Source organism: Collinsella aerofaciens (assembly GCF_009876115.1).
Lineage (GTDB): Bacteria > Actinomycetota > Coriobacteriia > Coriobacteriales > Coriobacteriaceae > Collinsella > Collinsella aerofaciens_N.
In genome coordinates this window covers 12,277-27,576 of the sequence record NZ_WWSY01000017.1, presented here as the reverse complement: position 1 = coordinate 27,576, position 15,300 = coordinate 12,277, and the positions used below count along the sequence as shown (strand labels likewise).

12 protein-coding genes and 1 tRNA gene are annotated in these 15,300 nt (G+C 58.7%); 1 reads left to right on the top strand and 12 read right to left on the bottom strand.

The genetic code is table 11. The annotated features are described in order from the left end of the window. Positions 1-360: 360 nt before the first annotated feature. From htpG to GT571_RS08240, 10 genes are all read right to left on the bottom strand, one after another. Positions 361-2,385, bottom strand: a complete 2,025-nt coding sequence (htpG, locus tag GT571_RS08285; RefSeq protein ID WP_161156581.1) for a molecular chaperone HtpG — start codon at positions 2,383-2,385, stop codon at positions 361-363. A gap of 202 nt (positions 2,386-2,587) precedes the next feature. Further along, positions 2,588-3,088: a GNAT family N-acetyltransferase gene (locus GT571_RS08280; protein WP_161156579.1), complete on the bottom strand. Its 501-nt coding sequence runs from the start codon at positions 3,086-3,088 to the stop codon at positions 2,588-2,590. A gap of 39 nt (positions 3,089-3,127) precedes the next feature. Then, complete coding sequence (locus GT571_RS08275) at positions 3,128-3,778, bottom strand: tyrosine-protein phosphatase (RefSeq protein WP_161156576.1); 651 nt, start codon at positions 3,776-3,778, stop codon at positions 3,128-3,130. Positions 3,779-3,795: 17 nt separating this feature from the next. Then, positions 3,796-4,533, bottom strand: coding sequence for a CpsD/CapB family tyrosine-protein kinase (locus GT571_RS08270; protein WP_055309657.1), 738 nt, complete (start codon positions 4,531-4,533; stop codon positions 3,796-3,798). Positions 4,534-4,535: 2 nt separating this feature from the next. Further along, a complete protein-coding gene (locus GT571_RS08265; RefSeq protein WP_022094058.1) occupies positions 4,536-5,192 on the bottom strand; it encodes a YveK family protein in 657 nt (218 codons plus the stop codon). 195 nt (positions 5,193-5,387) lie between these two features. After that, on the bottom strand, positions 5,388-6,812 hold the full coding sequence (locus GT571_RS08260) for a sensor histidine kinase (RefSeq protein ID WP_161156574.1): 1,425 nt from the start codon (positions 6,810-6,812) through the stop codon (positions 5,388-5,390). A gap of 3 nt (positions 6,813-6,815) precedes the next feature. After that, on the bottom strand, positions 6,816-7,544 hold the full coding sequence (locus GT571_RS08255; RefSeq protein WP_050766101.1) for a response regulator transcription factor: 729 nt from the start codon (positions 7,542-7,544) through the stop codon (positions 6,816-6,818). A gap of 64 nt (positions 7,545-7,608) precedes the next feature. Next, positions 7,609-8,484: a phosphate ABC transporter ATP-binding protein PstB gene (gene pstB, locus GT571_RS08250; RefSeq protein ID WP_192934679.1), complete on the bottom strand. Its 876-nt coding sequence runs from the start codon at positions 8,482-8,484 to the stop codon at positions 7,609-7,611. A 103-nt stretch (positions 8,485-8,587) separates the two neighbouring features. Further along, a complete protein-coding gene (locus GT571_RS08245; RefSeq protein ID WP_161156572.1) occupies positions 8,588-9,826 on the bottom strand; it encodes a sensor histidine kinase in 1,239 nt (412 codons plus the stop codon). A 25-nt stretch (positions 9,827-9,851) separates the two neighbouring features. Next, positions 9,852-10,547, bottom strand: a complete 696-nt coding sequence (locus GT571_RS08240) for a response regulator transcription factor (protein WP_099432635.1) — start codon at positions 10,545-10,547, stop codon at positions 9,852-9,854. A 197-nt stretch (positions 10,548-10,744) separates the two neighbouring features. Between GT571_RS08240 and GT571_RS08235 the strand changes: the two genes are divergently transcribed. Then, positions 10,745-12,085 carry a serine hydrolase gene (locus GT571_RS08235; RefSeq protein WP_161156570.1) on the top strand — a complete coding sequence of 447 codons (1,341 nt, stop codon included), beginning with the start codon at positions 10,745-10,747 and terminating at the stop codon, positions 12,083-12,085. A 323-nt stretch (positions 12,086-12,408) separates the two neighbouring features. On the opposite strand, the gene GT571_RS08230 is transcribed toward GT571_RS08235, so the two are convergent. Continuing rightward, positions 12,409-12,499: transfer RNA gene (locus tag GT571_RS08230), tRNA-Ser, on the bottom strand. Between the two features lie 92 nt (positions 12,500-12,591). Continuing rightward, positions 12,592-15,033 (bottom strand): tetratricopeptide repeat protein, encoded by a 2,442-nt coding sequence (locus GT571_RS08225; RefSeq protein WP_147579408.1) that lies wholly within the window; start codon positions 15,031-15,033, stop codon positions 12,592-12,594. Positions 15,034-15,300 lie beyond the last annotated feature (267 nt).

Below are 15,300 nucleotides of genomic sequence, written 5' to 3'. Positions count from 1 at the left end.
TACAGTTGTACAGTATCTTTAATTTCAGCAGGTCACAAAACCACAACCCGCACAAATTAGCAATTCAAATAGTCATCGGGGACGTTCTTAAACGACTGGTCAAACAAGAACGCCCCCAACGACTAGTTTGGACCACGGTAACATCGATGTTTTAGCAATGCCAGCGAGCGGGCGCCAGAGCGAACAAATTGGCATGAAAAGAGGACGGCATAGACCTTCTGGTCATGCCGTCCTCTTTGAATGACAAGTTGTCGCTCTGGCGCCCGCGCAGCGTCGACTGGTCCGCCGTTCGTTAGAACGGCGGAACTGAGGGCAGCGTCGAGCCGTTACGCGGTTTGGTAAAACCGCGTAAATACCTAACTACATCAAGTTGCAAACAGCTGCTGCGAAGGCAACGGGGTCCTCGGGCAGAATGCCCTCGACCAGCAGGGCCTGGTCATAGAGCAAACCGGAGTACTGCTTGATCTTGTCGGCGTCGCCCACCTTCTGAGCGGCGACGAGCTTGGAAAAGACCGGGTGCTTGGCGTTGAGCTCGAGCACGCGCTGGCTCTTGGGCATACCGTCGGGCGCGCCCTCGGGACCCTTCTGGAGCACCTTCTCCATCTCGAGCGAAAGCGGGCCCTCGGTGGTGATGCACGCGGGAGCATCGGTCAGGCGCGCAGAGACGGCAACCTTCTCGACCTTGTCGCCGAGTGCCTCCTTCATGGCGTTAAAGAGGTCCTCGTTCTCCTTGGTGGCGTCCTCGGCCTCCTTTTTCTCGTCCTCGGTCGCCAGGTCAAGATCACCGGTTGCGACGTTCTTGAGCTCCAGGTGACGATCCTCAACCTCGGGCTCGGCACCATCGGCCACGGCCTTCTCGGCAGCCTCGCGGGCGGCATCGTCCTCGTAGATCTTGGGCATATCGGCGGCAACGTACTCACGCATAGCCTGGAACGTGAACTCATCCACATCCTGCGTCAGCAGCAGCACGTCATAGCCGCGGTCGAGCACGCCCTTTACCACGGGCATCTTGGCCAAGCGCTCACGCGAGTCGCCGGCGGCGTAGTAGATGGCCTTCTGATCCTCGGGCATGCCCTTGGCATACTCGGCCAGGGTAATCATCTTCTGTTCCTTGGCAGACCAGAACAGCAACAGGTCGGCGAGCTCATCGGCCTTCATGCCATAGCTCGAGTAGATGCCGTACTTAAGACCGCGGCCAAAGTTCTCAAAGAACTTCTCGTAGGCCTCGTGGTCGTTGTCACGCATATCCTCAAGGTCGGCGGTAATCTTCTTTTCCACACGCTTGGCGATGGCCTTGAGCTGACGGTTCTGCTGCAGCGTCTCGCGCGAGATGTTGAGCGACACGTCGGCGGAATCCACGACGCCGCGGACAAAGTTGTAGTAGTCGGGCAGCAGGTCGTCGCACTTCTCCATGATCAGGACGTTGGAGCTGTAGAGCGCCAGACCCTTCTCGTAGTCCTTGCTGTACAGATCGAACGGCGCGCGTCCCGGCACAAACAGCAGGGCGTCATACTCGAGCGTGCCCTCGGCGTGGAAGCTGATGGTGCGCGCAGGATCGTCAAAGTCGTGGAACGTGGACTTGTAGAACTCGTCGTAGTCCTTCTGCTCGACATCGGAGCTGCGCTTCTTCCAGATCGGTGTCATGGAATTGACGGTCTCGAGCTCCTGATAGTCCTCGTACTCGGGCTTGTAATCGTCGCCGGCGTCCTCGGGCTTGGGTTTCTGGCGGCTCTTGGACACCATCATCTGAATCGGGTAGCGCACATAGTTGCTGTACTGCTGAATCAGGCTCTTGAGGCCCCACTCGGTCAGGAAGCGATCGTAGGTCTCGGCCTCGCCGTCGGCATCGAGCTTCTCGTTCTCGCGCAGCGTCAGGATGACATCGGTACCGTGCTCGGCGCGCTCACCGTCCTCGATGGTGTAGCCCTCAAGACCGTCGGATTCCCACACATGGGCGACATCCTCGCCATAGGCGCGGCTGACGACCTTCACATGGCTGGCAACCATAAAGGCAGAGTAGAAGCCCACGCCAAACTGGCCGATGATGTCGACATCGGAGCCCTGCTGCTCGGCGTTCTCGGTCTTAAACTCCTCGGAGCCGGAATGGGCGATGGTGCCCAGATTGCGCTCGAGCTCCTCGGCGGTCATGCCAATGCCGTTATCCGAGATGGTAATGGTGCGGGCGTCTTTATCAAAGGAGACGCGAATGGCCAGGTCGCCCTGGTTGATCTTGACGCTCGGATCCTGCAGGCTCTTAAAGTTGAGCTTGTCGACGGCGTCGCTCGCGTTAGAGATAAGCTCGCGCAGGAAGATTTCCTTATTGGTGTAGATGGAGTTGATCATGAGGTCGAGCAGTTTTTTGCTCTCGGTCTTAAATTGACGCATGTGCAGTCCTTTCGCGCTACCCCCGTCCGCAAAAACGGCCCGGTTGCCCGAGCCGCATCGCAGACCTGCTATGTTCAGACTTAGATTTTATAACCCAATAGCGCGCATATATACATACGGAATCGAAAAACTGTATGTCCGAGCGCTCCAATGCGTCAATTGCCAAGGAGTGTCCCCAGCTGCCGGCAGAAAAGGAACGTCCCTATCTGCCATCTACGCGCTTGGCCATCCAGACATGGGGCTGGCCCTCGTCTTCGTAATCTACCGGGGCAATTTGCGTGTAGCCCGCCTTTGCATAGAGCGGCAACACGTATTCCTGCGCATGCAGCTTAATAAGCTTAGCGCCGGCATCGCGTGCACACGAAGCACTGGCCTCGACGATCGCACTCGCCAGTCCGCGACGACGCATAGCCGGCAGCACGGCGACGCGCCCCATAATGTAGGCCTCCCCCGCCGCAACGCCTTCGTCCATGTCGCATGCCGGCAACACCGGAGCCTCTGCGTCAGCCGCGCGCTCAAGCTCTTCGGGAAACACGCGCGAGCAACCGGCAAGCTCGCCGTCTACATAGAGCGTCACATGAATGCAGTTCGGATCCTCGTCGATAGCGTCGAACTCATTCTCGTAGCCCTGCTCGTCCATAAAAATGACGCGGCGCACCAACGCCGCGTCATCAAAGCATCCCGTCTTAAGTTGGATATCCATGGCTGCCCTTTCATTCAATGCGAACGTTAGGGACAGATTTTAGCGAAAATGAGCTCCGCGCACGCTAAACTTCGCGCGAGCCTTCGCCAGGCAATCGTAATGACCCACGTTATGGGCATCGCTCGCGATGAAGCTGTACAGGTTCTGATCGAACAGGCGCTGTGCCGGCTTTCTCTCGCGACCAAAGCGACCGCCGGCAATAAAGTCCGCCGAAGCCTGCAGCTTGCAGCCCATATCGACCAGGCGCTCCGCCACGCTTACATCCTTTTGAACCGCACGATAGCGCTCAGGATGAGCGATGATCACCTGGTAGCCACGGCACTGCAAATCGTAAATCGTGTTCTCGTACTCTCTAAACGCATACGCATCGGCATGCGTCGAAAGCTCGAGCAGAAACTCGTTGGTCCCATCGAAATGCAAGTGCTCCGCGGCATCGATACCAAGCTCAACGAGCTTTCGATGGTTGACCTCGAAGCCCATCTGGAGCGGAAAACCGTCAGCGTTATCGCGCAGCAGCTCAAAGGCATCCCACATCTTGTCGTAATCAAAATAGGGATCACGGCAGTGAGGAGTGCAAACAATTCTGGTTACACCAGCCCGCTTGGCAGCCTCGAGCATCGCCAAGCTCTCATCGAGATCGGCGGCGCCGTCGTCTACACCCGGCAAGATATGGCAATGAATGTCACGCATAGGTCAGCCTTAATCAACTAAACGTTTGCTCGGTTGGTGAAGATGCCCTTTTTGGAAGTCCCCTGATCGTCGGAGCCCTTCTTCACCTTCTTACCGTCCTTGGTGTAGTAGGAGTAGTAGTACTCGCTGGTCTCGGTCTCGCAGTAGTTCATAACGGTACCGATGAGCTTGACCTTCTCGGACTTTTTTAGCTGACCGATGGCGTTGAGCGCCTCCTCGCGCTTGGTGAAATCCTCACGCACCACGAACAGCGTGCCGTCGGTCAGGCTGGCAATCTCGGCAGCATCGATGAAGGTGCCGACCGGGGGAGCATCAAAGATGACGTACTGGAACTTGGCGGACAGCGCCTTTACCAGCTTGGCAAAGCGGTGAGAGACGATGATGTCGGCAGGATTGGGAATATGCGGCTCGGCATCGAGGAAGTAGAAGTTCTTCTGACCCGTCTCGACAATTGCCTGGTCAATGGAGATCTGCTCGGAAAGGACCGCATAGAGTCCGCCGCGCGAACGAACGCCGAGCATATCGGAAAGGGACCTGCGGCGCATATCGGCCTCGACCAGAAGCACGGACTTGCCGCTCGTGGCGATTGCCTGAGCAAGGTTAATGGAAACCGTAGACTTGCCCTCGTTGGGAATCGAGGAGGTAACGGTGATGGTGCGAATGGGGTCGTCCACGCTCGCAAAGCGGATGTTGGCCAGAAGGGTCTTGGCGGCATTCTGTACAACGAGTTTATCGGTGTTCTTTGCCTTAGCCATGCCTATTTACCACCTTTCATAGCCGGAATTCGGCCAACAACGGGAATGCCCAGGAGCTCTTCTGCCTCTTCGGCACCGCGGATGCGGGTGTTGAGCATGTCTGCCAAAACGACATAGGCGACTGCGATAAAGATACCGGCGAGGAACGCGACAGCAACGTACAGCATACGCTTGGGACCGCTGGGGGCTTCGGGGGTCTTAGCCTCGTCGATAACGTTGATGCTCTGGGCAGCGCCGACGTTCTGAGCGACCGTACTCACCGAGCTGGCCATGGCCTTTGCGACCTTAGCCGTCTCCTTGGCATCGGTGCCGGTAACCGAAAGCGTAATGACACGCGTGGTGGTCTCGGAGGAAACAGACACCTTGTAGTCATCCAGATCGGTGAGGCCCAGTTCATTGGCTGCGCCGCTCTTAACGCTATCGCTATCCAGCAGCGTGGCGATATCGTTGGAAAGCATCTGACTCGCCGAGAGATCGTTGTAGCTCATCTGACCGCTATCGTCGGTCTTGGCGAGAATGTACATGCTCGTCGTCGCGGTATAGGTGTTGTCCATCGCAACGAAGGACACGATGCCCATGGCGATCGCGCAGACCACCGGAAGGGTGATGACCAGCTGAAGGTGCTTCTTCAGCAGCTGGAACAGTTCGAGAAGGGTCATGCAGCTTGCCTTTCATTTCCCCAGTTCGGATTGACAAAACTGTCCGTATGTTATCGCATCTTTTTACCGAGACCAAACTCTATACATAAGAAACAGGCTCTCCTGTAAAAATGTCGGAAGCAATCGTAAAATTGCACAACAACGCCGCACCCGAAAGTCAAATGCGGCGTCTGCATCAATATCTATGTTATATCGCTATGCGAATGGCTCGTCCTGCTGTATGGGAAACGTCACCGTAATGGTGGTTCCCACGCCCAACTCGCTCGACAGATCGAGCGTGGCGTGATGATACAGGGCCGCATGCTTGACAATGGCAAGCCCCAGACCGGTTCCGCCGCGTGCCTTGGACCTACTCTTGTCCACGCGATAGAACCGCTCAAATACCTTGCCCTGTTCTTCAGGCGCGATACCGATTCCCGTGTCGGCGACCGCAAGGAACGGATGGCCTTCGTCGTTGGTGCCGCACTGCAGCGTAACCGTACCGCCGGGTCGATTGTAGCGGATGGCGTTGCTTGCCAGATTATAGATGAGCTCGTCAATCAAGCGCGACACGCCCTCGATGACCACAGGCTTGGTCTCATGACTTATCGTCACATTCGCCTGACGGGCGACCTGTTCAAGACGCTGCTCGACCGCGTAGATGGCACGCGAGAGCTCAATAGGCTCCGTGGACCCAATGGGCACCGCCTCGCCCTCAGCTGCACGCTCGGCCTCGTCCAAGTTAGACAGCGTAAGGATATCGTTGACAAGCGCTGCCAAGCGGCCCGCCTCACGATAGATGCGACCGCCAAAGTTGCGCAGGTCGCCCTCGCCCTCGACCATGCCGTTTGCGATGAGCTCGGCATAGCCCGAAATCGCCGTAAGCGGCGTCTTGAGCTCATGGGTGATATTCGCCGTGAACTCGCGGCGCATACGGTCGTTGTCCGCCAGCACCGCCATTTGGCGCTTGAGCTCCTGGCGCTGCGACTCAATACGCTCAAGCATGGGGACCATCTCGGCATAGGCGTGCTCATAGCTACGGCGTGGGTGGTCCAAATCCACCTCTTGCAAAGGCGCGATGATGGCACGGGACTCGCGGCGCGCCATAAAAAACGAGAGTACCGCACCCGCTGCTGCGATAAGCAGCATCGGCGCCACCATCGACAGCAAAATCGCCGCAACGCCAGGCTGGGCCTGCGCCAAGCGGACAACCTGGCCGTTATCAAGGGCGACGGCGCGATACAGCATAATCTCGTCGAGCGTAGAGCTTGCGCGCTCCGCGGAACCCGAACCACTCTCAAAGGCCTCGATGACCTCGGGGCGATCGCCATGGTTGGGCAGTGTGGAAGGCGACGCCTCGTTGTCGTAGGCAACCGATCCATCCTTGTTAATCAGCGTGATGCGCAAGTCCTCTCGATCGAGGCTACGCAAGAACGGGATGGGCTCCTGCTGCTCGTCGAGGGCGGCAGCAATGAGCTCGGTTTCTTGCGCCAGGTTGGCACTCGTGGCATCCGCCAAGGTGTTTTGCACAAAGAACGCACCCAGCACCGTAAACGCCACGATAACCGCCATGGCGCAGACAAAGATCGTCACAAAAACGCGGTGCGACAGCGTATGTTTTCCCTGGGGGGCGAAGACCACGGGTTACTCCTCCGATGCGGTGGCCGCGGTGTCGTCACCTTCGGCACCATCACCGGCAGAAGGCTCGGCCAAGCGGTAGCCCACGCCGCGCACGGTCTCGATGGCGCTGGCATGCTCGCCCAGTTTTTGGCGAAGCGTCTGCACGTGCACGTCAACGGTGCGCGAACCGCCGTCGAAGTCCCAGCCCCACACGCTCTGCAGCAACGACTCGCGGGTAAAGACCACGCCGGGCTTGCGCATGAGGTACTCGAGCAGGTCGAACTCGCGCAGGGTGAGCTTAAGCGACTCGCCGGCAACAGTCACCTCACGATGGCTGGGCGAGAGCACGATGTCGCCCACGCTGAGCACATCGCTTGCCTGTTTGACCATGCCGCCGCGACGCAGCAGTGCGCGGCAGCGGCTGGCGAGCTCCATGAGCGAAAACGGCTTAGTCAGGTAATCGTCGGCACCGCCATCGAGCGCCATCACCTTGTCGAGCTCGGTATCCTTGGCGGTAAGCATCATGATGGGCACCGTCGCCGTCAGGCGATCGGCACGCAGTCGACGCATAATCGCCAAGCCATCGGTATCGGGCAGCATGATGTCGAGCAGGACGGCATCGGGTACCCGTCGCGCCACGGCAGCCTTAAACTCACCGTCGCACGAAAAGCCTTCGGCCTCAATCCCCTGCTTGCGCAGCGCATAGACCGTCAAATCCCTGATGTTGTCATCGTCCTCGACGTAATAGATCATGTTGAACCCCTTTGCGGCCGGCATGACCGCATCTTAACCCTAAAGGTACCTTTACTAGATGGTATCAGCCAAAACGCCCCGTCAAATAATCCGCCGTGCGCGGATCGGTCGGATTCTTGAAGAGTTGCGCGGTGGGCGCGTGCTCCACCAGCTCACCCAGCAAAAAGAATGCGACCGAATCGGAGATACGCGCCGCCTGCTGCATATTGTGCGTAACGACCACGAGCGTGCAGGTCTCTTTGAGCTCGCAGGCCAGCTGCTCCACCACCAGCGTCGACACAGGGTCGAGTGCCGAGGTCGGCTCGTCCATCAGCAGAATGTCGGGCTGCACGGCAAGTGCGCGGGCGATGCACAGGCGCTGCTGCTGTCCACCCGAAAGACCCAGGCCCGACTCCTTGAGCTTGTCCTTGACCTCATCCCATAGCGCAGCGCGACGAAGGGAATCCTCGACCAGCCCATCCAGCACAGCGCGATCGCGCACGCCCATGCCGCGCGGCCCATAGGCGACGTTGTCGTAGATGCTCATGGGAAACGGGTTGGGGCGCTGGAACACCATGCCCACGCGCTGGCGCAAACGGCAGATGTCGTAATCGCCCAGGATATCTTGACCATCGAGCGCAATCTTGCCCTCGATGCGGCAATCCTTGATGCCGTCGTTCATGCGGTTAAAGCAGCGCAGCAACGTGGACTTTCCGCAGCCCGAAGGCCCGATGAACGAGGTGATCTGCTTGTCGCGGATCTTGATATTCACGTCCTTGAGCGCATGATGGTCGCCATAGAACAGGTCGAGGCCCTCGACATCGATGCGCGTCGGCGAGGCGGCAAGATCCTCTGCCGTGGGGCGAGTCGCATCCCCAACCTCGCGCTCGTGCGCGGCCTCGGCCTGCGCTTTCATGAGTTCTTCAAGCTCCGTGGGCTCCACAGCCGCAGCAGCCGTCATACCGCATACCTCCACATCGATATCAATTCAGCAGTATCGATAGTAGGAATCGCGGCTCATATGCACGTGAGCGCATTGTCAAGTGTTTGTAAGGGCACACTGGCTATGCGGCGGGCAGCTCGATGGTGAATATCGTGTGTTCGGGCGTCGATTCACATGCAACGGTACCGCCGTGCGCGCATACGATCTCCTTGGCGATGGCAATCCCCAGTCCAGCGCCGCCGCGATTGGTCGCACGCGCCGCATCCAGGCGATAGAACTTCTCAAAGATCACCTTGAGCTTTGCCTCAGGGATGGGATCGCCCTGATTGATAAAGCGCACGCGCACGCCACCGCCGTCCCGGCGTCTGGCCTCGATCGTGATGGTCGAGCCCTCATAGCTATAGGCAACGGCGTTTTTCATGATGTTGTTGAACACGCGAGCCATCTTGTCGCCATCCACGAGCACCGTCAGGTCCTCGCGAATATCAACTTGGGCTTCCTTATGCTGCTCGTTGAGGATGGGATAGAACTCGTCAGCCACCTGAGCCAGCAGCAACCCCAGATCAACATAGCCGCGCGTGAGCACGATATCGTGGAAGTCAAAGCGCGTGATATCGAAGAACTCTTCGATGAGTGCATCGAGCCGGTGCGCCTTGTCGAGCGCCACGCCCGTAAAGTGCGCACGTTGCTCAACCGGCAGCTCGGGAGCCTCTTGCAGCAGCGAAAGATAGCCCACCACACTGGCAAGCGGGGTGCGTAGGTCATGTGCCAAGTACGTGACCAAATCGTCCTTGCGATGAGACTCGTCACGCAGAGCTTGCTGCACCTTGTGCTCACGGTCACGCACGCGGTTAAGGGCGCCCTCGACCTCCAAGAAGTCGCCGTCAATGTTGTCCCAGGTGTCGGGGTGATCGATCAGGCGATCTTGAATACGAGCGGCCAGCACACAATCGGCATGCTGCTCGCCCTGCTCGTAGCCCTGGTAGTACAGGGCGCGGCCGCACAAGAACAGCACGCACACGGCAAGCGCCAGCACAAAGCCAAGCATGTTGAATACAAAGCCGGCATCGAACAGCACCGGCCCTTCAATGCCGCCGAGCGCCATGGCGCCAATCGCCAACGTCATGGCCCACGCGGCGCCGCCAATCACCACGCAGCGGCGAACGATCTCAAATCGATCGATCAGCAAAAAGCCGATAAGCAGCACCGCCAAGATTCCGGCGATGTTATCGATGCCAATCAGCAGCAGGCTCAGCAAAAAGAGCAGCACCGTTGCAAGCGCGCGGTTGTCGACGACCGACCTCACGTATTCAAAGAGTCGATCGGGCACCTCGAATGCCTGCCTATCGTCTTTTGTCATATCCACTTCCCCACCATCAAAGGCGCTATTCGATTATGTAGCCGACGCCCCAGACGTTTTTGATAAAGCGCGGCTTTTGTGCGTCGTCGCCGATCTTTTCGCGCAGGTGGCGAATGTGCACCATCACCGTATTGTTGGAGCCGGGCATAAAGTCCTCGTTCCACACCGCGCGGAACAGGTCCTCCACGGCCGCCACGCTGCCGCGATGCTCGACCAGATACAGCAAGATGGAATACTCGATGGGCGTGAGGCGAACCGGTGAACCGTCCACTGTCACGGAACGAGCATCGCGGTTGATCTCCAGGCCGTCGAGCTGAATGGTCGGCGACTCGGCCGCCTGTGCACGGCTACCGTAGCTGGTGTAGCGGCGAAGTTGAGCGTGCACGCGCGCGATGAGCTCCAGCGGACGGAACGGCTTAACCACGTAATCGTCCGCGCCAAGCGAAAGGCCCTCGATCTTGTCTTGCTGGGCATCGCGCGCCGTCAGCATGATCACGGGATAGGTATGGCTGGAACGGATTGTACGCAGCAGCTCAAACCCATCGATATCGGGCAGCATGACATCCAGCAGCGCCAGATCGAACTCCTGCTCCAAGATTGCCTTGGCGGCATCGGCCCCGCTATAGGCAATCTGGACATCAAAGCCCTCTTTTGTAAGGTAGATACCAACCAAGTCGGCGATGGCCTTTTCGTCATCAACTACCAAAATGCGCTCGTTCATGCGTGCTCCTCTCGCGCTCCATTATGCCCGAGGCGACGCATGCCACACACAACAAGCGTGGGTGATTAAGTCGGCCTTAAGCACCCTTGTGCCCGTTCGGGCGCGGATGTGGGCCACGCACGCACGCGATGATCGCCGACGCCGGCAAACGATATACTCTAGTTCCAGAAGAGACCATCCCGTCGAAAGCGAAATCCGTGAAGTCCCTCACCTCTTTTGCAAAGCGCTCAGCCCAGCTTGCCGCCGGCTTTGTCTGCGCTATCGCCCTTGCCGCTGGCGTGCCCACCGTCGCCGGCGCCCAAGTGCTCATGACCGACAATGTCTGCGGCAAAACCGCCGATGCGCGCGGCATCACGGCCGAAAACCTGCCCGATATCGATGCGACCAATGCCCTCGTCATGGGCAAAGACGGCACCGTCTACTATGCCCGTGGCGCCGATGAGCAGGTCAAGATCGCCTCGATCACCAAGGTCATGACCGCGATCCTAACCGTCGAGAATTGCAAGATGGACGAGAAGGTCACGGTAAGCAACGCCGCAGCCACCGTGGGTAATTCGACCGCCGGCTTGCTCGAAGGCGACGAGCTTACCGTGGAGCAGGCACTGCGCGGCCTGATGATTCCCTCGGGCAACGACGCCGCCATCGTGCTCGCCGAATATGTGGGCAAGAAGATCGACCCTAAGACCAAAGACGCCGAGGCCACATTTGTGAAGGCCATGAACGAGCGCGCTAAGAAGCTCGGCTGCACCGGTACGCTTTTTGAAAACCCGCATGGTCTGGACTTTGATGAGTGGGCTGGCGATATGCACTCAACCGCACATGACGTGGCGCTGATGATGCAGGAGGCCATGAAAAACGACACGATCCGCGAGGTCGTAGCGAGCGAGGATTCCTGGATCGAGGTCACGGGCGCCGACGGCACCGACCATTCGCATTCCATGGACACGCATAACTATTTGCTGGGCCAAGATGGCAACATCGGCGGCAAGACCGGCACCACCGACGACGCGGGCTATTGCTTTACGAGCGCCTACAACCGCGACGGCGACGAGATCTACACCGTCGTTTTGAACTCCACCACCACCGACCAGCGCTTTACCGATACCGCAACCCTTGCCAATTGGTACTACGGCCACAAGGTCACGGTCGCGATCGCCAACACGCAGGAAAAGACCGCCAACGGCAACCCGCTTATGGCACGCATTAGCCAGACAGATTGGACGGACAAGACAATCGACGCCACGCTCGCCGATCCCACGGCGCAAGCGACCGTGTTTTCTCTTGCCGGCGAGGTGACCGAAAAGGTTAGCTACGACGATCTTTCGGGCACGGTGCATGTGGGCGACAAGGTAGGCAGCGTTACACTCAAGCAGGATGGCACCAAGATTGCCGTCGTGGATTTGGTTGCCGACGAGGAAGGCTCGGGGCCGAATCCCATTGAATGGCTGCTCGTGAAGCTCGATCGCTTGGGCCGCCGCATCGACAACCGCCCACTTGCGGCAGAGAGCGAGACCGTCGCCAAGGCTCCTGAGGTGTAGAGCGCAAGAATAATCAGCCCACTGAAAGGAGGCGTCCGAAAGGATGCCTCTTTTTTTGAGGGTTCGAATCCCCAGCCTCCTTTCTCCACACAAAAAAAGGGCCCCAAATGGGGCCCTTCTTTAAATTCGTACTGGCGGAGAGCTGGGGATGTCCGGGCATGCTACGCATGCCCTCCGGCTTCAAAGCCTGGCGGCTTTTCGCCCACGGGCTACAAACGCTTTCGCGTTTGCTTAACGCCCGTGCCCTCTCGGGTTCGAATCCCCAGCGCCCTTTCTCGATAATAAAAAAGGGCCCCCGATGGGACCCTTCTTTAAAGTTAAACTGGCGGAGAGCTGGGGATTCGAACCCCAGATGCCCTTTTGGGGCATACTCGCTTAGCAGGCGAGCACCTTCGGCCTCTCGGTCAGCTCTCCGTAACAGCCGTTCTATAGTAACCAAACAGCCAAGGATGGGCAAGAGGAAATTTTCTAATTGCCTAGCATCCTTTCCTCCTTGGAGGCTTCGCCTACCCCAGCGAGCGGTTGAAGGAGCCGAGCTCGTCGTTGCCCATGGTGCGCCACATTTGGAAGATGCAACCGCGTGCCAGGAAAAAGAAGCCGTTGTCGACCAGTTGAACAGCGGCATCTGCAAGCTGATTCGTCACGGCGGACACTGGCGGCAGCTCGAGTCCAGCCTTGCGGATGGTCTCGACCGCTTCCTCGAACGTCGGAGGCTCGCTGACGCCCATCTCGTTCATAAGGCCCTGCATTTCTTCCAGCGCGCTGCTGCCCGATTCCTCACCGCGCGGCACCAGACGGTAACAAGCCAGCGCCAGGTCGAGCTGATCGCAATTCCAATAGGCAAACGCCAAGCGGTAGAACAGGTAGCCAATTGCAGAACGATCGCTGGCAATACGTAGGCCGTGGCGCGCCACCTCGATAATCTCGTCAAAGCGCTCCAGACGCGCAAGCACGTTGATGAGCGCAAAGTGCGATTGCATGGACGAGCGCGCCAGATCGTAAAGATGGCGCACCTCGGGCAGTGCTCGTTCAAAGTCCTCTTGCTCGGCGTAAAAGCTGCAAATCTCGTGCTGGGCAAAGTACAGCGCATCGGGCGCACGAAGGATCCGCACCGAGCGGTCTTCTTCCAACACCGGTAGCACCATGCGCACCAGCTGGTTATCGCAAAACTGCGTTTGAACCGGACCTGTCGCCAAAAGCTCGGCGACGGCGCACTTAGCCTCCAACTCCTCGACAAGACGGGAAAAGCCTTCAAAAGCACCTGTACGGTCGACTTTTGCCTGCTCGCGCAATTCAACAACACGGGCCACGTATGGGTCGTCGTCCTCTTCCATGACCTCCAACTCGTCAGCCGTATCGGCAAGCAGCAGATTGCGCAGCGCCGGCGGCAGCGTGCGATGGTCATCACGCGGACGAGCATGAACCTCCGCAGGCTCAATCGTCTCCGGAGCGGTTGACTCATACGCCTCAAGCACACGCTTGCACGGCATATCGTCCATGTCCATGCTCTCAAGATCCTTGGCGACAGGCACGCAATCGGCCAGATAGGCCGCACGCCCAAAGAAATACGTTGCGACAACGCGCTCGCCCTGCTCACTGTCGGTAGCAGCAATCTGCACATAGCAGCGCGTGATGCAGGTGCCCGCGGCAAAACACGCTGCCGCAAGCGTGAGTGCCACGCGCGCATCGTGCTCCGCGGCCCAGATCGCCCGCGTGTCCTCGTCCAGCTCGCGCCAGGCGTCATCCTGAGCGTCGTATTCACGTTGCGGCATGGCATCAACGACAGACTGCCCAAACCGAACGAGCATAATCCCCTCGGCAACGTTTGCCCGATAGGTATAGTCGAGCCGCGTGACCACGTTGAGCGCCTCAACGATTCGCGCAAAACGGGTGCGCACGTCCCACTCGCCGCCCGGCTGGCAAGCCACCGTACCCGGCTTGCCCCACGGGTTATCGCTCGAAGCCGTATCGAGCAGTCGGGGAACATCGTTGGTCGTCTTGGCGATATGCCACGCATCAAAGAGCGCGCAGCCCTCAAGGCTCGGCGAGGATGCCGTAGGGACCAATCCGGCCCCGATGCGCTCAAGGATGCCGGAGAGGCGGTTGAGACGGCACTCGACGGCAAGCAGCATGTCAATCTCGTCCTGGTCCAGCAGGCTACGATCAAAATTGAGATAGAAAATCTTTGAGCGATCAATGCGAGCCAGGCTCATCTCGGACTTGGCAGCGATGGTGCGCAGGCGGGGCAAGTCAATTTCGCTCATAAGGGCGGCGGCATAGCGCTCGATACCGCTCGGATTCTCGGCATGGTCAACGCGGTAAAGCAGCGTCTCGATAGCATCGGGGAGCGGTGCCGTGTTAAAGCCCAAAAACACCTCGACCGGCTCGGGCAACTTTACGAGCTTGATCTTGTCGACTACGTTTTGCATACCCTCGTCGAGTCCGCCGGCGTCCGCCGTGTTCACAATAGCGCTTTCGGAGTTGGCAAATATCACGTAGCGCAAGAACATCGAGGCCATGAACTCGCCGTAAGGAAGGGCGCGGGTCGAATTCCATGTCTCGTGGTCGGACTGCTCGCGCATGGGGCCTTCGGGAGAGCCGGCAGTTTGCGCACACGCGCGCATTGCACCGTTGGCTTCCCTTACCATAATCTCACCAATACTGGAATCCGACTCGTCAAGGACCAGTTCCATGTCGGGATCGTTGGGCAGCGGAGCCTCGCAGACGGGGCGGTCCACCTTGTACACCTCACCCGAAACGCTTACGTAGCCCAAAAGCGACACATGACTTTTGCCAACGAATTCGACGACATAACAAGATTCATGCTGGTCCTCGCCAAAGAGTTTCCAGACCACGCCATATGAGCGCCCCGCAGGCTGCTCGGGCATCGCCGGAAAGCGCTTTTTGGGATCGAGAAACCTGAGCCTGTATGTCGGACGCTCTGCCACGAAATATCACCCTGATCGGTCGTTGAGAGAAGGAGTGGTCGCGGACGGGCCGCGACACCTACTCGGAATCTTACACGAGTCGACAGGAAATCGTCCCTTTGGACGAAAGCACTCAAGCTGGCGTAAAAGAAAAGCCCCCGTTGCCGGGAGCTTTAATCTCAAATGGTGCGGCGTATAGGATTCCGCGCATCCGCTGCGCGGATCCGCACCGGCTTCGCCCGCCTGCCGGCGCGCTCGCCCGCGGGCTAAAATCGCTCCGCGTTTTCT